The sequence below is a fragment of the Micromonospora sp. H61 genome, from assembly GCF_018070325.1.
GTDB lineage: Bacteria > Actinomycetota > Actinomycetes > Mycobacteriales > Micromonosporaceae > Micromonospora > Micromonospora salmantinae.
On sequence record NZ_JAGPXY010000069.1, the window covers coordinates 14,869 to 35,174 of the forward strand.

Sequence of the window (20,306 nt, forward strand, 5' to 3'; positions counted from 1 at the left end):
ATGACGCTCAACGCGGCAGCTCGGCGACGACCAGACCGCCGCGCGCCTTCGGGGTGAACCAGGTGCTCTTGCGGGGCATCTTCTCCCTGGCCAGGTTGACAGCGACGAAATCCGCCACGGTCACCGGCGCGATCAGGATGGCCAACTCGGCCCGCCCGGCGTCGACCTCACCGGTGAGCCAGCTCGCCGGGTAGTCACCGCCGACGTAGGTGATCCGCTTGTCGCCCGGGTCCAGACCGAGCGCGTCGCGCAGCACCAGCCGCTCGACCAGGGCGTGGTCCAGGTTTTCCAGGCGGGCGGAGGCGGTGGCGGGCAGGCGCACCGCGTACCCCTGGCCGTCGAGGCGGAGGTGCACGGTGCCGCCGGCAGCCGGGACCTCGACCGGGCCGTCGATCGGCTCGACCTCGGCGCCCGCGGCCCGCAGCCGGTCGAGCAGCTCGGCCGGGGTGGTGGTCAGCTCGCTGACCAGCCGGTTGTACGGCTGGATGGCCACCGACGCGGGGGTGGTGACCACGGCCAGGAAGCGGGGCAGCCCGCCGGTCTGGGCGGCCAGGCTGCGGTGGTTGCCGTCCGCGACGACCAGGTCCCCGCCGCCGGCGAGAGCGGTCAGCGTGGCCTGCTCCGGGCCGGGGCCGAGCAGCCAGATGGCGTGCGTGCGACCCGCCTGGTCGGTGTCCGTCGCGGCGGGCGCACCGGCCGTGTCGGTCGCCGCCGCGAGCGCGGCGTGCAGTTCGTCACCACGCCCGGTCTGGAGCAGGAGTACGGGTGAGAGCAGGTGGCCCAGCGCGTCGGCCAGCGCAACCCGCTCGCGCACCTTGGCGATGAAGACGTCCTCGTTGCGGATGACCAGGCCCGGCTCGTCTGCCCGGGTGGAGATCTGGTCGGTGTCCACCATCGCGAACAGCCCGTACGCCGGCTCCTCGCCGGGTGCGCTGATCCGGTAGAGCACCACCACCTGCTCGGCGGGGGTGTAACTGCCGTCGGCCTTGGCCTCGGCGAGGCGGGCCACCGCGTCCGGCAGCGCGTCGAGGAATGACCTACCCAGGCTCTGCGGGGCGCGGTGCGGCATCTCGATGCCGAGAGCGCTGTGCGGGTTCGACTCGATGATCGCGGTGATCTCCGCGTCGTCGGCGAACTCGTCGTAGTTTTGCGCGCCGGTGCCGCCAGTGGTGACCCAGGCCCGGGTGATCGGATGCACGACCGTCATGCCCACTGACGCTACCGGCGACGGTGTCGCCGCCGACGGGGACCCGCGGGGCGTCCACCAGATGAAAGCTCCCGGTGGGGCCCGGCCGGTCAGCCGGCGCGGTCTGAGGTGCCTCGGCGGTGCCTACCCGCGCTCAGCGGCCCACCGTTGCCACGCCGACCGGCCCCGATCGGCCCGGTGTTCAGGGCGCGGCGAGGCGACGCGGGCGGCCCCGGCACGGGACGGTCGGGAGGCGGTGTGGGAACGGGCCGCGGGCTCAGCGGCGGCGTCGGCACCGGGCGCGGAGGAGCCGGCGCCGGCGGCGGAGGAGCCGGTTCGGCCGGTGCTGCCCCCGACGGCACCAGCGCCGGCGCGTCGGTCGGCACCGCGCCGGCGGACGACGGCAGTGGGTCGACCGCCCTGGGCGGGGTGAGCCGGGAGGTCACCGGGACCCGGGCCACGCCCACCACGATGGGCGGCGCGAGTAGATCCACCAGGTGGGCGGGCAGGTCCGGGCGGACCGTCGGCCAGCGGGAGTCGTCAACGGACCAGTAGTCCGCGCCGGGAGTCTCGATCACCCCCTGCCGGGTCAACTGATCGTCACCGGACGCACGGTGCTTGGCCATCGGGATTTGCCTCCACGAACTGCGGCGTGCGGCCCTGCGGGTCGCTGCGGCGGACACCGAGGGAAACGACGCCGCCCGCCTCCCGGTGACGCCACGACCCTCCGCCGACCTCGGCACCCCACGAGAAACGCCCCCGTCCGCGCCACTGACGAAGCCCGGACGGGTGCGCGGCGGTCGTCGCTCAGTCGAAGATCGGGCTCTGCTCGCGGGTGCGCTTGAGCTCGTAGAAGCCCGGGGTGCCGGCGACCAGCAGCACGCCGTCCCAGAGCCGGCCGGCGGCCTCCCCCTTTGGAGCCGGAGTGATCACCGGGCCGAAGAACGCGACCGGGGTGCCGTCCGGGCCGGGCGCGTGCACGACCGGAGTGCCCACGTCCTGCCCGACCGGGCGCATGCCCGCCTCGTGGCTGGCCCGCAGCGCCTCGTCGTAGTCGGTGCTGTCGGCGGCCGCGGCCAGTGCCGGGTCGAGGCCGGCCTCGGTGAGCGCGGCCACGTACAGCTCCGGACCCCGCTCCTGCTTCTGCAGGTGGATCCGGGTGCCGAGCGCGGTGTAGAGCGGGCGCAACACGTCATTGCCGTGCAGCTGCTCGGCGGCGATGCAGACCCGCACCGGGCCCCACGCGGTCTTCAGGAACTCCTTGTAGTCCTCGGGCAGCTCGTCCCGGCCGTCGTTGAGCACGGCCAGGCTCATCACGTGGAAGCGGATGTCCACATCCCGGATCTGCTCGACCTCGAGCAGCCAGCGGGAGGTGATCCACGCCCACGGGCAGGCCGGGTCGAACCACATGTCGGCGGTGACACGTTCGGTCACTGTGAGATCCCTTCACGACGGGTGACGCCGACAGGTCGGCGTTTCAGGAGAATCCTCACCCCGCAGCGCGTCGGCCGGCACCCGAATGAGAGCGTGACCTCGGCCACCGCGGGCTGCCCGTACATGGAAGACTCGAATCGGGCCAGCCGTCACGAGCGGTAGGCGAACGGGCGCCGCCGGGCGTACGGCGACATGTGGGATGGAGACGAACAGTGCCGGGAGTGCGCAACCTGACGCAGGTCGAGGCGACCGAGCGGGCACGCCTGCTCAACGTGACGGGGTATGACATCAGTCTGGACCTGTCCAGCGCCGTGCTGGCGGCCGACGGCCGCACGTTCAGGTCGACGACCGAGGTCCGGTTCCGCTGCTCCGAACCGGGCGCGAGCACCTTCATCGAGCTGGCCGCCGAGTCGGTGCGGTCCGCGACGCTGAACGGCACGCCCGTCGACCTCGCCGACTGGTCCGCCGACAAGGGCCTGACCCTGTCCGGGTTGGACAGCGACAACGTCCTGGTGGTCGACGCCGACTTCGGTTACTCCAACAGCGGCCAGGGTCTGCACCGGACGGTCGACCCGGTGGACGGCGAGACGTACCTCTACAGCCAGTTCGAGACGGCCGACGCGCAGCGGGTGTTCGCCTGCTTCGACCAGCCCGACCTGAAGAGCGTCTACACCTGGCACGTCACAGTGCCGGCGCACTGGCGGGCGGTCTCCAACATGCCGGTGCAGCGGGAGGAGCCGGCGGGTGAGGCGCTCAAGACGCTGCACTTCACCGAGTCGCCCCGGATGAGCACCTACATCACGGCGATGTGCGCCGGGCCGTACCACGAGGTGCGCGACGCACACGACGGCATCGACCTGGGGGTGTTCTGCCGGGCGTCGATGGCACAGTACCTGGACTCCGACGACCTGTTCCTGATCACCAAGCAGGGCTTCGACTTCTTCCACGAGAAGTTCGACGTGCGTTACCCGCTGCCGAAGTACGACCAGCTCTGGGTGCCCGACTTCAACGCCGGCGCGATGGAGAACTTCGGCTGCGTGACGCACGCCGAGTCGCACTACCTGTTCCGCTCGCAGGTCACCGACTTCGAGTACGAGCAGCGGGCCAACACGATCCTGCACGAACTGGCCCACATGTGGTTCGGTGACCTGGTCACCATGCGCTGGTGGAACGACCTGTGGCTGAACGAGTCGTTCGCCGAGTGGGCCAGCCACTGGTGCAACACCAACGCGACCCGGTTCACCGAGGCGTGGACGACCTTCCTGTCCATCCGGAAGAACTGGGGCTACCGGCAGGACCAGCTCTCCTCCACCCACCCGGTCTACACCGAGATGCCGGACATGGAGGCCGTGGAGGTCAACTTCGACGGCATCACCTACGCCAAGGGCGCGAGCGTGCTCAAGCAGCTCGTCGCGTACGTGGGTGAGGAGCCGTTCGTGGCCGGGCTGCGGGCCTACTTCGGCAAGCACGCCTGGGGCAACGCCACCTTCGACGACCTGCTCACCGAGCTGGAGGCCGCATCCGGGCGGGAGCTGCGCAAGTTCGCCGCGCAGTGGTTGGAGACCGCGCAGGTCAACACGCTGCGTCCGGAGGTGACCATCGGGGCCGACGGCACGTACGAGCAGGTGCTGGTGCGGCAGGAGGCCCCGGCGGCGTACCCGACGCTGCGGACCCACCGCATCGGCGTGGGCCTGTACGACCTGACCGACGGACGGCTGGTCCGTCGGGAGCGGTACGAGGTTGACGTGACCGGCGAGCACACGGATCTTGCCGCGCTGCGCGGCGTCCGGGCGGCCGACGTGTTGCTGCTCAACGACGACGACCTCAGTTACACCAAGCTGCGCCTCGACGAGCGCTCGATGGCGACAGTGGTGCAGCACATCGGTGGCTTCGACTCGTCGCTGGCCCGCGCGCTCTGCTGGACCGCCGCCTGGGACATGATCCGCGACGCCGAGCTGTCCGCCCGCGACTACGTGGCGCTGACGCTGAGCGGGCTGCCCGCGGAGACCGACATCAACCTGGTCACCGCCACCCTGCGGCAGGCGACCACCGCGCTCACCCTGTACGCCGACCCGGCCTGGGCGCCGACCGGCTGGGCCGACCTGGCCCGTACCGCCCGCGACGCACTCGCTGCCGCCGAGCCCGGCAGCGGGTTCCAGTTGGCCTGGGCCCGTGCGTTCACCTCGGCGGTCCGCTCAGCGGAAGACCTGGCCACGCTGCGCGGTTGGCTGGACGGCACCGGCATGCCGGCCGGGCTGACCGTCGACACCGAGCTGCGCTGGTCGGTCCTCGCCGCGCTGGTGGCGAACGGTGCCGCCGGGACCGCCGAGATCGAGGCGGAGCTGAGCGGCGACCGCACGGCCAGCGGCGAGCGGGAAGCCGCTTACGCGCACGCGTTGATGCCGACGGCCGAGAACAAGGCCGCCGTGTGGGCCCTGCTCACCGGCCCGGACGCGCTGCCCAACTGGCGGCACCGGGCGCTGTTGCAGGGCTTCGCCCACCCGGCGCAGGTGGAGCTGGTCGCCCCGTACCGGGAGCGGTACTTCGCGGCGGTCGGGCAGGTGTGGGCCACCCGGGACAGCGAGCCGGCGCAGGAGTTCGCCCAGCTGGCGTACCCGACCTACCTGGTGGAGGACGACACGGTGGCGGCCACCGACGCGTGGCTGGCCGGTGACGGGCACCCGGCCCCGCTGCGTCGACTGGTGGCCGAGGGCCGCGACGGTGTGGTGCGGGCGCTGAAGGCCCGCGCGAAGGACGCCGAGAGCGCCTGAGCGGCGTTGCCCGGTCCGGGGCCGGCGTGGGTGTGAGCCCGCGCCGGCCCCGAACGTTATCGTGGCGGGAGGAGGTGGACGTGATGGCACACCCGACCGACGAGTGGCGGCCCGTTGCGCGCGCGTGGCGCGAGCAGGACCTGTTCAACCTTCCCGATAATGGGAACCGCTACGAGATCATCGACGGGAGCCTGCACGTGACCCCACCGGCCGACGACGATCACCACGAGCTGGCCGACAGCATTCGGACGGCTATCGGGGCTGCGGCACCAGATGGATGGCGGATTATTCGTGAGATCGGGCTGGGGCTGCCGTCGGGCAACCTGATTCCGGATGTGACGGTGCTGAAGCCAAACACCCCACGTGGTGTGCGTTGGCATCAACCGCAAGGCGTCAGTCTCGTTGTCGAAGTGGAGTCGCCGACGAGCCGCCGGCATGACCGCTTCACCAAACCCGGTCTCTACGCCGAAGCGGGGATTCCGCACTACTGGCGTGTGGAGCGAGGCGACTTCGGCCCGATCATCTACCGCTACCGCCTGATCAAGGACGTGCACTACGACCTGGTCGGCACCATTGGTCCGGACGACGCGGTGACAGTGGATGAGCCGTGGACGATGAGGTTGGACCCGAGCGCCTGGCCGCGCTGAGACACCCGGAAACACGAAAGCCCGGCCCGATGATCGTGGGCCGGGCTTCGTCGTGTGTGCCGGTCAGCCCTTGCCGGCGTGGCTGGCGAGCTGGTCGAGACCGTTGATGATGCCGCCGGCCAGGTCACCGCCGCTGAACGCGCCGACCATGGAGAGCGCGGCCAGCTTGGCGTACGTGTCGGGGATGCGCTTGCGGGCGTACCGCCCGGTGATGATCTCCAGCTGCCGCTGGTTGGGCGACACGGCGATCAGCACCGACTTGTCGGGCTCGGCGAGCTGACGGTGCAGCCGCTGGGCGTGCTCACGGATCGGCTCGTCGAGACCACCGACGAAGACCGAGAAGACCAGGCCGGTGCCCTTGTCGGCCAGGCGCAGGGCCTCGTCGATGCGCAGCAGCTGGCGGGTCGAGAACGGCCCGTCGAGCACCTCGGGCGGATTCTCCGACCCGGTCTGCTTCTCACCAACGGTCACTTGCGCCTCCGGTTCCACCGGCCGGCGCCTCGACGCTGGCCTGCTCAAGCTTGTGGCTGGTCAACGCGGGCGCCTGCGCCCCCGCCGTCAGCGCGGTGCCGGCCGAGTCGGCCAGCTGCTCCGGGCGGCCCAGGAACCAGACCGGAGTGAAGTCGAAGGGCCGGCCCGGGCGGTAGCGCTTGGCGCCACCGCCACCGCCGGTGGCACCCCCACGGCTACCGGCGTACGACAGGCCGGCGATGACCAGCACCGCGGCCAACGGGATGCCGACGAAGACCAGCAACGTCTCGGTAACAGACAATCCCAACGCCCCCAGGCGGAAGAAGGACGACCTTGAACAACCGGGTCGGATGGACGATCACGCTGCCGACCGCCCGACTCCGTCGCCATTCACGTTAGCGGAGTCGACGGCCCGCCAGATTGCGGGGTGCCGATCCCATCCGTCACTGGAGTTCTCCAGTTGCGCAGCGGTAGCGATAAGCCGCGCGTCGTCGCCGTAACGGCCGGTGAGCAGCACCCCGACGGGCAGGCCGTCGGTGGTGGTACCCAGTGGCAGGGAGATGGAGGGATCGCCGGTGACGTTGAAGATGGCGCAGTAGGGCGAGAACCGGCGTTGCCTGTCGAAGTCGGCGGCCGGGTCCGCGTCGGCGGTGAACCAGCCCACGGGTGCCTGCGGGGTGGCCAGGGTGGGACAGAGGAGCAGGTCGCAGCCGGCGGTGCGGCGGGCACCGAGGCGTACCTGCGCCTGCAATTCCCCGAGGGTGGCGGTCAGGGTGCCGGCGGAGAGTTCGGCGCCCCGGGCCCGGAGCAGCCGGGTCAACGGCAGCAGCTCCGCCTCCCGCTGCGGTGGCACCGGGGCGAGCGCCAGGACGTACCAGAGGATCTCGAACAGCGGCCACGCCGCCGGCCCGAGCGGCGGCGGCACCTCGACCATCTCGTGGCCGGCCGCCGTGAGCAGCGCGGCGGCCCGGTCCACGGCGGCCACGCAGTCGGGGTGCACCGGCTCGTCGGCGAGCATCGGCGTGGTGAACCGGCCGATCCGCAGCGGGCCGGGCTCGGCCCGGCGCGCGACGGCCAGGTAGCCGCCGGGCGGCGCGGGTGGCGGCAGGTAGGGCTCGCCGGGGACCGGAACGGCCATGACGTCGAGCAGCGCGGCGACGTCGGTGACCGTCCGCCCGAGCGGGCCGTTGGTGGGCAGGCCGAACGCGCCGGAGCCGATCGGCCCCCCGGAGACGACGCCCCGACTGGGCTTGTAGCCGACCAGACCGCAGAGCGACGCCGGGATGCGCAGCGACCCACCGCCGTCGGACCCCTGGGCGACCGGGACCAGCCCGGCCGCGACCGCCGCCGCCGCGCCGCCACTGGACCCGCCCGCCGTGTACGCAAGCTGCCACGGGTTGCGGGCCGGCGGAGCGACCCGGCCCTCCGAGTAGAGCGAACAGCCCAGCTCGGAGGTGGTCGTCTTGCCCAGGCTGACCAGACCGGCGGCCTTGATGAAGCGGACCACGTCGGCGTCGACCGGCGGGACGAAGTCGAAGAAGGCGGCCGAACCGAAGGTGGTGCGGACCCCGGCGGTGAGCGTCAGGTCCTTGATCGCTGTCGGCACGCCGTGCAGCGGGCCGCGCTCCTCGTTCGGCACCGCGTCGGCGGCGCGCGCGGCCTGCCGGGCGAGGTCCGGTGTGACGGTGACGAACGCGCCCACTGTGTCGCCGAGCGCCGCCACCCGGCGCAGGGAATGCTCGACCAGCTCGACGCTGGACAGCTCGCCGCGGGTCATCGCGGCGGCCTGCTCCAACGCGGTCAGGTCGTGCGGCTCGGCCATCCCGTCATCCTGCCCGCTGGGAGCGGATGTCGGCGGCCGACACGGCGGCCGACCATCAGTCCAGCGTGCCCGCCGGCGCCACCCACTCACTGCGGGGCCCACCGATGTCACTGATCAGATCGAAATCCCGGTCGTAGTGCAGGACGGTCGCGGAGTATTCGGCAGCGGCCGCCGCGACCAGGACGTCGACGGGACTGGCCGCCCGGTGGTGGCCACGGACTGTCAGCGCCAGTTGCAGGTCGCGCGCCCTAGTCGCCAAGGCCGGAGTGATCGGAAGGTCGATCATCAGCTCTGCCCGGCGTGCCCGCACCGTCATGGCGTCACGAAAGTCGCGGGCACTTCGCCCATTCTCGAGATCAAGCGGAACGCAGGTCGCCGCGAGCCGCTCCTCGAGAATGGCCGTGATCCGCTTAGCCACCGCCGGCTGGCGGAGGCGACTCCAGGCCGACGTGTCGATTAGGTAGAGCCCGGCCGGTGGGGTCATGCGGCGTCCTGCTCGCCGCGCGGCGTCTTGTCGTCCTCGACCAAGCCGGTCCAGTCCTGTTCGATGGAGATCGAAATCAGCTCCCGGATGGCCTCCATCCGTTCGCTGCGCTCCGCGACGAGCCGCAATGCCGCATGGATCGTGTCCTTTTTACTCTTGGTGCCGAGTTCGCGACGGGCCCGGTCGAGAAGTTCATCATCAAGATCTATAACGGTCTTCATGAGCGGAGTATATCCACGAAGGCAAAGTTTATATACGCAACAGGCCAAGGAAACGCAGGGCGTTGGTGGACAGGAGCTTGTCGCGTTGGTCGTCGCTGAGGAAGTCGGCCGCGTGAACCACCGCGCCGGCCGGCCGTTCGCCCAGCGGGTACGGGTAGTCGCTGCCGACCAGCACCCGATCCTCCCCCAGCGTGTCGACCAACAGCCGCAGGGCGGGTGGCGCGAAGACCACCGAGTCGACGCTGAACCGGTCGAGGTAGCTGCTGGGCGGGCCGGCGGACGCGCCCCGGACCAGGCCGCCACGGCGGTGCCAGGCGTTGTCGGCGCGACCGAGCCAGAACGGGAAACTGCCGCCGCCGTGCGCGAAACAGATCCGCAGCGTCTCGGGCACCCGGTCGAAGACACCGCCGAGGATCATCGCCAGCACCGACAGGTGCGTCTCGGCGGGCATGCCGGTGAGCCAACGGGCCATCCAGCGGTCCAGTCGCGGCCCGCCGGGCATGTCCCACGGGTGGACGAAGACGGGTGCGCCCACCTCGGCACAGTGCTGCAGGAAGGTGACCACGCCGGCGTCGTCCAGGTCCCGGTCGCCGACGTGGTTGCCGATCTCCACGCCCACGTGCCCGGCGGCGAGGCTGCGGTCCAGCTCGGCACAGGCGGCGTCCGGGTCCTGGAGCGGCACCTGGCAGAACGGCACCAGTCGGTCACCCCCGGCCGCGGTGACCTCCAGGGTCAGGTCGTTGAAGATTCGGGCGACCTTCACCGCCTGGTCGGCCGGGCGGTCGTAGCTGAAGAAGACCGGGGTGGGCGAGACCACCTGCACGGCCACGCCGTCGGCGTCCATGTCGGCCAGTCGGCGCGACGCGTCCCAGCACTCCGCGCCGACCGGGCGGAACTCCGTCTCCCCCACCATGATCATGGCGGCGCGCTCGGAGTCGACCCGCAACCACGGCCAACCGGACCCGCCGCACGCCGCGCCGAGGTCCGGCCAACCCTTCGGTACGACGTGCGTGTGCACGTCGACCACGCCTGCGGGCATCAGCCCTTGCCCGGGTGCAGGGTGCCGCAGTCGGCGCAGGTGCGCGCCTGTTCGTCGGCGTAGAACGCCTGGAACACCGGGGGCAGATCGGCGGCGATGTCGCGGACCTGCAACTCGACCTCGTGCACCTTGCTGCCGCACTCCGGGCAGTACCACTGGAACGTCTCCAGCGTGCCCTCCTCGCGGACCCGCTCGACGACCACGCCGATCGAGCCGGCCTCCGGCCGCTGCGGCGAGTGCGGGGTGTTGCGCGGCAGCATCCACATCTGGCCCTCGCGCACGTGCACAGTACGCGGCCCGTCCGGGGTGACCAGGTTGATGTGCATGTTGCCCTTGACCTGGTAGAAGAACTCCTCGTACGGGTCCACGTGGAAGTCGGTGCGCTGGTTGGGCCCGCCCACCACCATCACGATGAAGTCGTCCCCACCGGGGAACATTTCCTTGTTGCCCACCGGGGGCTTCAACAGGTGCTGGTTGTCGGCGATCCAGCCCGGAAAGCTGAACGGTTCGGCGATCTCACTCACGACTGACCTCCCGAGGGAAGAAGGGCCACGGCCTGGATTTCGATCAGCAGGTGCGGGTGCGGCAACTGGTGCACCGCCACCGTCGTACGGGTCGGTCCGGCGGCGTCGAAGAACTCGGCCCACACCTCGTTGTAACCACCGAAGTCGTTCATGTTGACCAGGTACGTCGTCACCTGCACCAGGTCGGTGAGGTCCGCGCCGACCGAACGCAGCAGATCCCGCACGTTCTCGATGACGGCCCGCGTCTGCGCACGGATGTCGAGATTGGTGGTGCCGAACCCGTCCACCTCCACACCGGCGAAGGTGTTGTCCGCGCGCCGCGACGACGTACCGGAGACGAAGACGAACCCACCGGCGACCTTGACGTGCGGAAAAGCCCCCCGCGGGACGGCCTTCCCGGCCACCACCCGGGCGGTCATGACGACGCCCGCAGCGAGGCCGTGCCGAGCTTCTCGACGACGGCGCGGACGTGGGCGCCGGGACGCAGCGGAACAGCGGCGGTGGCGGCGCCGGCCAGGAAGACCCAGCCGGACTCCAGCCGCACCCCGTGCCGGCCCGCCAGCCGGATGCCCTCGTCGAGCGCCCGGCGCGGATCACCGAGGATCGCCGCCGTCGAGCCGACCTGCGCCACCCGCCCGTCGACCTCCAGCAGCACGCCCAGGTTGTCCAGCCCCGCCGGCACCGGCGCCCACGGCCCGATCACGAAGGCGGCGGCCGAGGTGTTGTCCGCTACCACGTCCGGCAGCGAGAAACGGAAGTCCGCGTACCGGGAGTCGATCAACTCGATGGCCGGGGCGACCGCGCGGACCGCCGTGGCGAAGTCGCCGACCGGCTCGCCCGGCTCGGGCAGCCGGTCCAGCAGGAACGCCACCTCCGGCTCGACCCGGGGGTGGATGTACGCGGCCGGGTCCACCGCGCCACCGTCGGGCACCCGCATCGCGTTGGTGAGCCGCCCCCAGATCACCTCGTCCACGCCGACCTGGGCCATCTTCGCCCTGCTGGTCAGCCCCATCTTCAGCCCGACCAACCGCTCACCGGCGTTCAGCCGGCGTTGCAGCAGCGCGGCCTGCACGGCGTACGCGGTGTCCACGTCGAGGCCGGTCTCGGCGGCGAGCTGCGGGATCGCGGTGGCCGTGTCGGCCGCCGCGCCCAACTTCTCGGCGATCCCCGTGATGTCCACGCCGATCATGCTGCGCCACCTTCCGTTCGCGCCTGCGGGGCTCGCAAACCCGGCTCACTCCTCGCGCTCACAGCCTGCCCCTTGTCGGCCAGGTCGAGTGCGACGTCCACGATCATGTCCTCCTGGCCGCCCACCATCCGGCGGCGGCCCAGCTCGACGAGGATCGACCGGACATCCACGCCGTACTTCGTGGAGGCCCGCTCGGCGTGCCTCAGGAAGCTGGAGTAGACCCCGGCGTACCCCAGGGAGAGCGTCTCGCGGTCCACCTGGACCGGCCGGTCCTGAAGCGGGCGGACGATGTCGTCGGCGGCATCCATCAGCGCGAACACGTCACACCCGTGCTTCCAGCCGTGCAGCTCGGCAACCGCGACGAAGACCTCCAGCGGGGCGTTGCCGGCGCCCGCGCCCATGCCCGCGAGGGAGGCGTCGACGCGGACGGTCCGGCCGTGCACCGCGTCGGGGCCGACCGGCGCGGACCCGGTGACCCGGCCGTGCTCGACGGCGAGCACGCTGTTGGCGACCCCGAGCGACAGGTTGTGGTGGGCGTGGATGCCGATCTGCGTCTCCGGAGCGAGGACCTGCCGGTACGCGTCGACCCGCTGCGCCACGTCGGACATCAGCAGCCGGCCGCCGGAGTCGGTGACGTAGACGCAGTGCGCCCCGTACGACTCCATGAGCTTGGCCTGCCCGGCCAACCCGACCGGGTCATTCATGTGCGACATCATCAGGAACCCGGCCACGTCCATGCCGTTCTCCCGGGCCCAGGAGATGTGCTGGGCGGAGATGTCCGCCTCCGTGCAGTGGGTGGCGATCCGGACGCTTGTCACCCCGAGCGCCTTCGCGGCCTTCAGGTCGGCGATCGTGCCGATGCCCGGCAGCAGCAGGGTGGTCAGCTTCGCAGTGGTCAGCACCTCGGCCGCCGCCGAGATCCACTCCGCGTCGCTGGCGGCGCCGTGGCCGTAGTTGACGCTGGAGCCGGCGAGGCCGTCACCGTGCGCCACCTCGATGGCGGCCACCCCGGCGGCGTCCAACGCGGCGGCGATGGTGCGTACGTGGTCGACTGTGTACTGGTGGGCGATGGCGTGCATGCCGTCGCGCAGCGTCACGTCCTGGATGTACAGCTCGGTCATGGCGCGGCCACCTCCGAAGAACGCAGGGCGACCAGCCGCTCCGCGGTGCGCAGCGCGGCCGAGGTCATGATGTCCAGGTTCCCGGCGTACGCGGGCAGGTAGTGCCCGGCGCCGGAGACCTCCAGGAAGACCGACACCTGCAGGGCGGTGAGCCGCCGCCCGAGTGTCGGCAGGTACGTCTCGACCCTGTCGAACTGCACGTCCTGCTTGAGCCGGTAGCCGGGGACGTACTCCTGCACGGCCGCCACCATCTCGGCGACCGAGGCGGCGATGGCGTCGGTGTCGGCGTCGGCGTCCGGGCAGAGGCAGTAGACGGTGTCCCGCATCAGCAGCGGCGGGTCCGCCGGGTTCAGCACGATGATCGCCTTGCCCCGCTCGGCACCGCCCACCACCTCGATGGCGCGGGCCGTGGTCTCGGTGAACTCGTCGATGTTGGCCCGGGTGCCCGGCCCGGCGGACTTCGAAGCGATCGACGCGACGATCTCCCCGTACGCCACCGGGGTGACCCGGCGTACCGCAGCGACGATCGGCACTGTCGCCTGCCCGCCACAGGTCACCATGTTGACGTTGGGCTGGTGCAGGTGCTCGTCGAGGTTGACCGGCGGCACCACGTACGGGCCGAGCGCGGCCGGGGTCAGGTCGACCACAGTGCGGCCGTGAGCGCGCAGCACCTCGTCGTGGCGTCGGTGCGCGCCGGCCGAGGTGGCGTCGAACACCAGCTCGACATCGGCGAACTCGGGCATCGCGACGAGCCCGTCCACGCCGTCGGCGGTGGTGGCGACGCCGAGCCGGCGAGCGCGCGCCAGGCCGTCGGAGGCTGGGTCGATGCCGGCCATCGCCACCATGCGCAGGCTGTCACTCAGCCGCAACACCTTGATCATCAGGTCGGTGCCGATGTTTCCCGATCCCAGCACCGCCACGTTGGTGGTCACTTGCCGCCCCTGTCGCTGAAGGATGTCCGCACCGAGCCGAGCCCGGAGATCCGGGCCTCGTACGCGGCACCCGGGGTGACCGGCACCATCGGACCGAGCGCCCCGGAGAGCACCACGTCCCCGGCGCGCAGCGGGTCACCGGCGCGGGCGAGGGTGCCTGCCAACCACTGCAGGGCGTGCAGCGGGTTGCCCAGGCAGGCGGCGCCCGCGCCCACCGAGACCGGCTCGCCGGCGTGCTCCAGCACCATCCCGCACAGTCGCAGGTCCACGTCGGCGAGCCGGCGTGGCGTGGTGCCGAGCACGAAGAGCCCGCTGGAGGCGTTGTCGGCGACGGTGTCCACTATGGAGATGTCCCAGGCGGCGATCCGGGAGTCGACGATCTCGATCGCCGGCAGCACGTGGTCGACCGCGCGGATCAGGTCGACAGTGGTGAGCTGCGGGTTCGGGAGGTCCTTGTCGAGCACGAAGGCGATCTCCGCCTCCACGCGAGGCTGGAGCAGCCGGTCGATGGGCACCTCGACCCCGTCGCCGACCGCCATGGCGTCGGTCAGCATGCCGAAGTCCGGCTGGAACACCCCGAAGGTCTCCTGCACGGCCCGGGAGGTCAAGCCGATCTTCGCGCCGACCCGGCGTTCGCCGCGGCCCTGCCAGGCCCGCGCCTGGAGTTGCTGCACCCGGTACGCGGCCTCGACGTCGCCCTCCGGCAGCAGCCGGCCCCGCAGCGGCGCGCACGGCTTGCCCGTGCTGCGGGCGTCGGCCAACTCCCGGTTGGCGGCCTCGATGTCAGCTTCCATGCCCGCTCCCTCGCTACGGCTCACGACAGGTCCACGCAGACGTTTGTGAGTTCGGAGTAGAAGTTCAGCGAGTGCACGCCGCCCTCACGACCGATCCCGGACGCCTTCACCCCGCCGAACGGGGTGCGCAGGTCACGCAGGAACCAGGTGTTGACCCAGACGATGCCCGCGTCGAGCCGGGCGCCGGCCCGGTGCGCGACACCCACGTCCCGGGTCCACACGGTCGCCGCCAGGCCGTACTCGGTGCCGTTGGCCAGGGCGTACGCCTCGTCCTCGGTGTCGAACGGCGCGACGTGCACCACCGGGCCGAAGATCTCCTCGCGGTTGGTGCGGGCGTCCGGGCCGAGCCCGGTGAGCACCGTCGGCTGCACGTACGACCCGCCGTCGCGGGTGTCGCCGAAGGTGGGCGTGCCGCCACCGGTGAGCACCTCGGCGCCCTCGGAGCGGGCCAGCTCGTACGCGCCGAGCACCTTCGCCCGGTGCTGGTGGGAGATCAGCGGCATGGTGGCGGTGGCCTCGTCGGTCGGCCAGCCGTACGCCAGCTCACCGGCCCGCTTCGCCAGCCGGGCGGTGAACTCCTCGAAGACCGGGCGCTGCACGTAGATGCGTTCGGTGCAGAGGCACACCTGCCCGCCGTTGGTGAAGCTGGACCGCACCGAGCCGGCAACCGCGGCGTCCAGGTCGGCGTCGGCGAAGACCAGGCCGGCGTTCTTGCCGCCGAGTTCGAAGCTCACCGCCTTCACCCCGTCGGCGGCGGCCCGCATGATCGCGCCGCCGGTGGCCGACTCGCCGGTGAACGTGATCGCGTCGACGCCCGGGTGGCGGGTGAGGAACTCGCCCGCCGAGTCCGGCCCGAAGCCGTGCACCAGGTTGAACACCCCGGCCGGTACGCCGGCGGCGGCCATCACCTCGGCGAGCACCGTCGCCGAGGCGGGAGTCTCCTCGCTGGGCTTGACCACGACGGCGTTGCCGCAGGCCAGTGCCGGAGCCACCTTCCAGGTGAGCAGCAGCAGCGGCAGGTTCCACGGCACGATGACCGCGACCACGCCGACCGGCTTGCGCAGCGCGTAGTTGAGCGCCCGGCCGCCAGTCGGGGTGACAGTCGTGAACGACTCGGTGGGGGCGGTCGCCACGATCTCCGCGAACGCCCGGAAGTTCGCAGCGCCGCGCGGAATGTCCAGGGTGCGGGCCTGGGCGATGGATTTGCCGGTGTCGGCGACCTCGGCGGTGACCAGGTCGTCGAAGCGGCGCTCCAGCTCGTCGGCGACGCGGCGCAGCACCTCGGCGCGCTCGCGCTCCCCCATCCGGCCCCACGGCCCCCGCAGCGCCGCCCGGGCGGCCGCGACCGCGTCATCCACAGCGGACTGCGATGCCTCGTCCACCTCGAAGACCTGCTCCCCGGTGACCGGGCTGGCCTTGGCGAACGTGTTTCCGCCGTCGACGAACTCGCCGGCGACGAAGTTACGCAACCGCTGCGGGCCACTCGGCGCGTGGCCGGTCATCAGCCGCGGATCCCAGTTGCCGGTCATGCCCGCCTCCCTCGGCTCAGTGCCGCACCGACCGCGCCGACCAGCAGCAGCGCGGCCCCGCCGACGACCGCCCCGAGCACCCGGTGCTGTCGGCGCACCCGGCGGCGAACCTCCGCGTACGGGGTGGTGGAGAACGACACCAGCTCGTACTGGGAAACGTACCGGCCGGGCAGGGCCCGTTCCAGTGCGTGCTCCACCCGCCGCCGGGTCTGGAAGACCGGGGAGGCGACCTTGTCCCGCATCTCCACGAAGTTGGTCAGCGCCATCGTCGCGATGGCCTCGGCGTTCTCCTGTCGGCGCCGCTGGAACAGCGGCAGCGCCGCCAGCCAGTCGTCGGCGCACTCGTCCAGGCAGCGGTCCAGTTCCACCACGTCCTCGAAGGCGCAGTTGGCGCCCTGGCCGTAGAACGGCACGATGGCGTGCGCGGCGTCGCCGAGCAGGCCGACCTTGCCGTTGACCTGCCACGGGGTGCAGCGCACGGTGCCGAGCACGCCCACCGGGTTGTGCTGGTAGTCGTCGACGAGGTTCGGGGCCAGCGGGACCACGTCCGGGTAGTGCTCGGTGAAGTGCCGTTCGATCTCCGCCGGGCCGGTCAGCGAGGCGAAGCTGCCGGCGCCGTCGTTGGGCCAGAACAGCGTGCAGGTGAAGGAGCGGTCCGGGTTCGGCAGCGCGATCATCATCGAGGTGCCCCGCGGCCAGATGTGCAGCGCGTCCGGGTCCAGGGCGAAGTCCCCGCCCAGCGGCGGAATCGTCAGCTCCTTGTAGCCGTAGTCGAGGAAGTCCACGCTCTCGTCCAGCAGCCCGTACGCCAGCAGTTGCCCGCGCACCGCGGAGCCGGCGCCGTCGGCACCCAGCACGACCGACGCCTTCGCCGCGACCGTGCCCTGCGGGGTCTCGAAGCTCAGGGCGCCGTCGGTCGGGTCGAGCCCGACCAGCCGGTGGTCGAAGACGACCCGCACCCCGGGCAGCGCGGCGGCCTCGTCCAGCAGGGCGTTGTTCAGCGCACCCCGGCTGATCGAGTTGATCGCCCGGTCGCCGGCCGCGCTGTACGACTGGAACTGCTGCTCGCCCTCGACCGGGTGGATCATCCGGCCGCGCATCGGCAGCGCGTCGGTCATCACCTGCTCGGCCAGCCCGATCCGGCGCAACGCGTCCAGGCCGCGCTCGGAGAGCGCCAGGTTGATCGAGCGACCGCGTTCGGTGGTGCCGGCGCGCGGGTCGGAGCGGCGCTCGTAGAGGGCCACCGGGTAGCCACGCCGGGCCAGGAAGCAGGCCGCCAGACAACCGGCCAGCCCGGCACCGATGATCGCGATCTCGTCACGCCGCGCGGTCATGAGGTCGCCCCCACCGTCGCGGCGAGCGCGGTGGCGGCACGCCAGCAGTCGAGGTACGTGGAGTAGAGCGGCACCGGCGCGAACCGCACGACGTCCGGTTCGCGGGCGTCGGCGACGACCCCGTGTTCGTACCGTAGGCGTTTGGTCAGCTCGGCGGCGCTGCCGGAACCGATGCGCACGGAGAGCTGGCAGCCCCGGCGGGCCGGGTCGCGCGGGGTGACCACCCGCAGCGGCCGGCCGACGCTCACCTCGTCGAACAGCGACTCCAGCCAGCCGGTGAGGCGCTGGCTGCGCGCGCGCAGCGCGGTCATCCCCACCGCGTCGAACAACTCCAGCGAGGTACGCACCGGGCCCATCGCGAAGATCGGCGGGTTGGAGATCTGCCAGGCCTCCACGGTGGCCGGCGGCCGGGACACCGGTGTCATCTCGAACCGGGTGGCCGCCGCGGTGCTCCACCACCCCTCGAACCGGGGCAGGTTCTCGTCGCCGAGGTGCCGCTCGTGCACGAAGACGCCCGCCAGCGCGCCCGGGCCGGAGTTCAGGTACTTGTAGGAGCACCACGCGGCGAAGTCGACGTCCCAGTCGTGCAGGGCCAGCGGCACGTTGCCGACCGCGTGGGCCAGGTCCCAACCGACCACCGCGCCGGCGGCCCGGCCGGCAGCCGTGATCGCCGGGATGTCCAGCAGCTCACCGGTGAGGTAGTTGACCCCGCCGAGCAGCAGCAGCGCCACCCGGTCGCCCTCGGCGGCCAGGTAGTCGGTGACGTCCTCGGTGCGCAGGGCGTCCTCACCCGCGCGCGGACGCAACCGGACCACCGTGTCGTCCGGGTCCAGGCCGTGGAACCGGGCCTGGCTGCGCACGGCGTAGCTGTCCGAGGGGAACGCGGCGTCCTCGATGACGATGCGGGTGCGCGCGCCGGCCGGTCGGTAGAAACTCACCATCAGCAGGTGCAGGTTGACGGTGAGCGAGTTCATCACCACGGCCTCCGCGGGCCGGGCGCCGACCAGTCGCGCGGCCGGCCCGGTCAACAACTCGTGGTACGGCAGCCAGGGGCGCTCCGCCTCCAGGTGCCCCTCCACGCCGAGCCGTCCCCACGCGTCCAGGTCGGCCAGGAGTTCGTCGCGGGTGGCCCGAGGTTGCAGGCCGAGCGAGTTGCCGGCCAGGTACGCCGACTCGGGGTGGTCGCCGCCGTCGGCCGGCGGCACGTGGAACAGGTGCCGGTGGCCGGGGTCGGCCTCGTCACGGCGATGCGCTTCCGCCTCGCCGGCGGCGAGGTGGTGCGACTCGGCTTCAGGGGTCGTCATTGCTTGTTCTCGCTCTCCGGTCACATCGCGGTGCGGGCCGACCACAGCTCCGGGAAGACCACCCGGGCCATGCTGCGCTGCAACCACGCCAGGCCGGCGGAGCCGCCGCTGCCGACCTTGGCGCCCATCGTCCGCTGCACCGCCTTGACGTGGTTCCAGCGCCAGTCGCCGAACTCCTCGGCGACAGCGCTCAGCGCCTCGCCGAGCAGCCGCAGGTGATTGTCCGGGCTGGCGTCGTCGTAGATCCGTACCCAGGCCGCCTCGACCAACGGGTGCGGGTCGTGTTCGACGGCCACGTCCCGGTCGAGCAGGTCGGCGGGGAGGTCGAAGCCGCGCCGGGCGAGCAGCGCGAGCACGTCGTCCCAGAGGCTCGGGGTGGACAGCGCGGCGCTCAGCTCGGCATGCACCTCGGCCTGCCGGCGGAACGGGCGGATCAGCGTCGGGTCGCGCAGCCCGAGCAGGAACTCCAACTGCCGGTACATCGCCGACTGGAAGCCGGAGGCCTCGCCGAGCAGATTGCGGAACCGGTTGAAGTCGGCCGGGCTCATCCAGCGCAGGCCCTGCCAGGCGGCGTTGAGCCCTTCCAGGTGCAGCTTGGCTCGGCCCAGCGGGGCCAACGCCTCCCAGATCTGGTCGGCGCGGATCAGCCGCTGGGTCTCCCGCAGCTCGTGGCAGGTCAGCCCGAAGTACAGCTCCATGATCTGACTGACCATCAGGAAGGACATCTCGCCCGGGTCGCTGCTGAGTGGGTGCTGCATCTTGTGCAGGGCGCTGGCCTGCACGTACGCGTCGTACGGCACCATGTCGGCGAACTCCAGGGTCGGCTCGCCGCCGGTGCGCTCCGCCTGCGCGGCACGCTGCCCGGGGGTCACCGGTTGCACCGTGGCACGGCGGTTCGGCGCCCGCCGCTCCGTCTGATCCACCATCTCGTCTCCCTCCCCCGGACTAGCCGACGTCATGATCTCGCGGTCGGATCGGCCTGCGGAATGCCGAATCAACGGCTCTCGCCGGCTTCTCCTGGCAAACCAAAGGCAACTAGGCGAAGTCGGTTCACGAAAGTAAGGTCTGAGCGTGGACGACATGGACTGGGCGCTGCTGCGTGAGTTGCAGGCCGACGCGCGGCTCTCCTTCAGCGAGTTGTCCCGGCGGGTGCACCTGTCGCCACCGTCCGTCGCGGAGCGGGTCCGCCGGCTGGAGGAGGCCGGGATCATCACCGGCTACCACGCCCACGTCGACCTGAGCCGCGCCGGCCGTACCGTGGTCGCCCTGATCCGGATGTCCTGCTACGGCGCGCGGTGCATCCTGCACGACCCGGCGGTGGCCGACTGGCCGGAGATCCTGGAGATCCACCGGATCACCGGGGACGCGTGCAGCGTGCTGAAGGTGGCGGCCGGCTCGATCGGCGCGTTCGAGGGGGTCATCGACCGTCTCGCCCCGTACGGCCAACCGTCGAGCACGATGGTCCTCTCCTCCCCGCTGAACTGGCACCCCGTCACCCCCCTCC

Annotated in this window: 22 protein-coding genes; 3 read left to right on the forward strand and 19 right to left on the reverse strand. The window is 71.6% G+C overall.

Annotation, left to right across the window (positions count from 1 at the left end):
• Positions 1–7: 7 nt before the first annotated feature.
• The 3 genes from KBX08_RS26385 to KBX08_RS26395 form a co-directional block, all read right to left on the reverse strand.
• Entirely contained in the window at positions 8–1,207 is a 1,200-nt protein-coding gene (locus KBX08_RS26385; RefSeq protein ID WP_145789636.1) for a DUF1015 family protein, read from the reverse strand.
• An 89-nt stretch (positions 1,208–1,296) separates the two neighbouring features.
• A complete protein-coding gene (locus KBX08_RS26390) occupies positions 1,297–1,812 on the reverse strand; it encodes a hypothetical protein (protein WP_210786052.1) in 516 nt (171 codons plus the stop codon).
• Positions 1,813–1,993: 181 nt separating this feature from the next.
• Positions 1,994–2,620, reverse strand: coding sequence for a disulfide bond formation protein DsbA (locus tag KBX08_RS26395; RefSeq protein ID WP_210786053.1), 627 nt, complete (start codon positions 2,618–2,620; stop codon positions 1,994–1,996).
• A gap of 221 nt (positions 2,621–2,841) precedes the next feature.
• Here KBX08_RS26395 and pepN point away from each other — a divergent pair, with 221 nt between their 5' ends.
• On the forward strand, positions 2,842–5,391 hold the full coding sequence (pepN, locus tag KBX08_RS26400) for an aminopeptidase N (protein ID WP_210786054.1): 2,550 nt from the start codon (positions 2,842–2,844) through the stop codon (positions 5,389–5,391).
• An 83-nt stretch (positions 5,392–5,474) separates the two neighbouring features.
• On the forward strand, positions 5,475–6,038 hold the full coding sequence (locus KBX08_RS26405; RefSeq protein ID WP_210786055.1) for a Uma2 family endonuclease: 564 nt from the start codon (positions 5,475–5,477) through the stop codon (positions 6,036–6,038).
• Between the two features lie 63 nt (positions 6,039–6,101).
• On the opposite strand, the gene KBX08_RS26410 is transcribed toward KBX08_RS26405, so the two are convergent.
• The 16 genes from KBX08_RS26410 to KBX08_RS26485 form a co-directional block, all read right to left on the reverse strand.
• Entirely contained in the window at positions 6,102–6,509 is a 408-nt protein-coding gene (locus tag KBX08_RS26410) for a DUF5130 family protein (protein WP_091405419.1), read from the reverse strand.
• On the reverse strand, positions 6,496–6,792 hold the full coding sequence (locus KBX08_RS26415; protein ID WP_112584149.1) for a hypothetical protein: 297 nt from the start codon (positions 6,790–6,792) through the stop codon (positions 6,496–6,498). The genes KBX08_RS26410 and KBX08_RS26415 overlap by 14 nt, the downstream gene beginning before the upstream one ends.
• Positions 6,793–6,867: 75 nt before the next feature.
• Positions 6,868–8,331 (reverse strand): amidase, encoded by a 1,464-nt coding sequence (locus KBX08_RS26420; RefSeq protein ID WP_210786056.1) that lies wholly within the window; start codon positions 8,329–8,331, stop codon positions 6,868–6,870.
• A gap of 55 nt (positions 8,332–8,386) precedes the next feature.
• Positions 8,387–8,815 carry a PIN domain-containing protein gene (locus tag KBX08_RS26425; protein WP_210786057.1) on the reverse strand — a complete coding sequence of 143 codons (429 nt, stop codon included), beginning with the start codon at positions 8,813–8,815 and terminating at the stop codon, positions 8,387–8,389.
• Positions 8,812–9,036 carry a type II toxin-antitoxin system VapB family antitoxin gene (locus KBX08_RS26430; RefSeq protein WP_210786058.1) on the reverse strand — a complete coding sequence of 75 codons (225 nt, stop codon included), beginning with the start codon at positions 9,034–9,036 and terminating at the stop codon, positions 8,812–8,814. Before KBX08_RS26430 ends, KBX08_RS26425 begins: the two co-directional genes overlap by 4 nt.
• A gap of 28 nt (positions 9,037–9,064) precedes the next feature.
• On the reverse strand, positions 9,065–10,075 hold the full coding sequence (locus KBX08_RS26435; RefSeq protein ID WP_210786059.1) for an amidohydrolase family protein: 1,011 nt from the start codon (positions 10,073–10,075) through the stop codon (positions 9,065–9,067).
• On the reverse strand, positions 10,075–10,599 hold the full coding sequence (locus KBX08_RS26440; protein WP_210786060.1) for a 3-hydroxyanthranilate 3,4-dioxygenase: 525 nt from the start codon (positions 10,597–10,599) through the stop codon (positions 10,075–10,077). Before KBX08_RS26440 ends, KBX08_RS26435 begins: the two co-directional genes overlap by 1 nt.
• Entirely contained in the window at positions 10,596–11,018 is a 423-nt protein-coding gene (locus tag KBX08_RS26445; RefSeq protein WP_210786061.1) for a RidA family protein, read from the reverse strand. The genes KBX08_RS26440 and KBX08_RS26445 overlap by 4 nt, the downstream gene beginning before the upstream one ends.
• Positions 11,015–11,788, reverse strand: coding sequence for a 2-keto-4-pentenoate hydratase (locus KBX08_RS26450; protein ID WP_210786062.1), 774 nt, complete (start codon positions 11,786–11,788; stop codon positions 11,015–11,017). The genes KBX08_RS26445 and KBX08_RS26450 overlap by 4 nt, the downstream gene beginning before the upstream one ends.
• Positions 11,785–12,909: a 4-hydroxy-2-oxovalerate aldolase gene (dmpG, locus tag KBX08_RS26455; protein ID WP_247670094.1), complete on the reverse strand. Its 1,125-nt coding sequence runs from the start codon at positions 12,907–12,909 to the stop codon at positions 11,785–11,787. The genes KBX08_RS26450 and dmpG overlap by 4 nt, the downstream gene beginning before the upstream one ends.
• A complete protein-coding gene (locus KBX08_RS26460; protein WP_210786063.1) occupies positions 12,906–13,841 on the reverse strand; it encodes an acetaldehyde dehydrogenase (acetylating) in 936 nt (311 codons plus the stop codon). The genes dmpG and KBX08_RS26460 overlap by 4 nt, the downstream gene beginning before the upstream one ends.
• Positions 13,838–14,635: a 2-keto-4-pentenoate hydratase gene (locus tag KBX08_RS26465; RefSeq protein WP_210786064.1), complete on the reverse strand. Its 798-nt coding sequence runs from the start codon at positions 14,633–14,635 to the stop codon at positions 13,838–13,840. The genes KBX08_RS26460 and KBX08_RS26465 overlap by 4 nt, the downstream gene beginning before the upstream one ends.
• A 20-nt stretch (positions 14,636–14,655) precedes the next feature.
• The gene (locus KBX08_RS26470; RefSeq protein ID WP_210786068.1) at positions 14,656–16,137 is read right to left on the reverse strand and encodes a 2-hydroxymuconic semialdehyde dehydrogenase; all 1,482 of its coding nucleotides are present in this window, start codon (positions 16,135–16,137) and stop codon (positions 14,656–14,658) included.
• A gap of 23 nt (positions 16,138–16,160) precedes the next feature.
• Complete coding sequence (locus KBX08_RS26475) at positions 16,161–17,498, reverse strand: NAD(P)/FAD-dependent oxidoreductase (RefSeq protein WP_210786065.1); 1,338 nt, start codon at positions 17,496–17,498, stop codon at positions 16,161–16,163.
• Entirely contained in the window at positions 17,495–18,802 is a 1,308-nt protein-coding gene (kynU, locus tag KBX08_RS26480; protein ID WP_210786066.1) for a kynureninase, read from the reverse strand. The genes KBX08_RS26475 and kynU overlap by 4 nt, the downstream gene beginning before the upstream one ends.
• 20 nt (positions 18,803–18,822) lie before the next feature.
• On the reverse strand, positions 18,823–19,725 hold the full coding sequence (locus KBX08_RS26485) for a tryptophan 2,3-dioxygenase (RefSeq protein WP_210786069.1): 903 nt from the start codon (positions 19,723–19,725) through the stop codon (positions 18,823–18,825).
• Between the two features lie 148 nt (positions 19,726–19,873).
• Between KBX08_RS26485 and KBX08_RS26490 the strand changes: the two genes are divergently transcribed.
• Positions 19,874–20,306: Lrp/AsnC family transcriptional regulator (locus KBX08_RS26490; protein WP_210786067.1), on the forward strand; the 433-nt coding region annotated here is incomplete at its 3' end.

Excerpts from the sequence above, each read along its gene's own strand:
- KBX08_RS26405 (WP_210786055.1), top strand. The coding sequence starts at position 5,475 with ATGGCACACCCGACCGACGAGTGGCGGCCCGTTGCGCGCGCGTGGCGC.
- KBX08_RS26465 (WP_210786064.1), bottom strand. The coding sequence starts at position 14,635 with ATGGAAGCTGACATCGAGGCCGCCAACCGGGAGTTGGCCGACGCCCGC.
- kynU (WP_210786066.1), bottom strand. The coding sequence starts at position 18,802 with ATGACGACCCCTGAAGCCGAGTCGCACCACCTCGCCGCCGGCGAGGCG.
- KBX08_RS26390 (WP_210786052.1), bottom strand. The coding sequence starts at position 1,812 with ATGGCCAAGCACCGTGCGTCCGGTGACGATCAGTTGACCCGGCAGGGG.
- dmpG (WP_247670094.1), bottom strand. The coding sequence starts at position 12,909 with ATGACCGAGCTGTACATCCAGGACGTGACGCTGCGCGACGGCATGCAC.
- KBX08_RS26420 (WP_210786056.1), bottom strand. The coding sequence starts at position 8,331 with ATGGCCGAGCCGCACGACCTGACCGCGTTGGAGCAGGCCGCCGCGATG.
- KBX08_RS26385 (WP_145789636.1), bottom strand. The coding sequence starts at position 1,207 with ATGACGGTCGTGCATCCGATCACCCGGGCCTGGGTCACCACTGGCGGC.
- KBX08_RS26445 (WP_210786061.1), bottom strand. The coding sequence starts at position 11,018 with ATGACCGCCCGGGTGGTGGCCGGGAAGGCCGTCCCGCGGGGGGCTTTT.
- KBX08_RS26450 (WP_210786062.1), bottom strand. The coding sequence starts at position 11,788 with ATGATCGGCGTGGACATCACGGGGATCGCCGAGAAGTTGGGCGCGGCG.
- KBX08_RS26425 (WP_210786057.1), bottom strand. The coding sequence starts at position 8,815 with ATGACCCCACCGGCCGGGCTCTACCTAATCGACACGTCGGCCTGGAGT.
- KBX08_RS26475 (WP_210786065.1), bottom strand. The coding sequence starts at position 17,498 with ATGACCGCGCGGCGTGACGAGATCGCGATCATCGGTGCCGGGCTGGCC.
- KBX08_RS26430 (WP_210786058.1), bottom strand. The coding sequence starts at position 9,036 with ATGAAGACCGTTATAGATCTTGATGATGAACTTCTCGACCGGGCCCGT.
- KBX08_RS26470 (WP_210786068.1), bottom strand. The coding sequence starts at position 16,137 with ATGACCGGCCACGCGCCGAGTGGCCCGCAGCGGTTGCGTAACTTCGTC.
- KBX08_RS26435 (WP_210786059.1), bottom strand. The coding sequence starts at position 10,075 with ATGCCCGCAGGCGTGGTCGACGTGCACACGCACGTCGTACCGAAGGGT.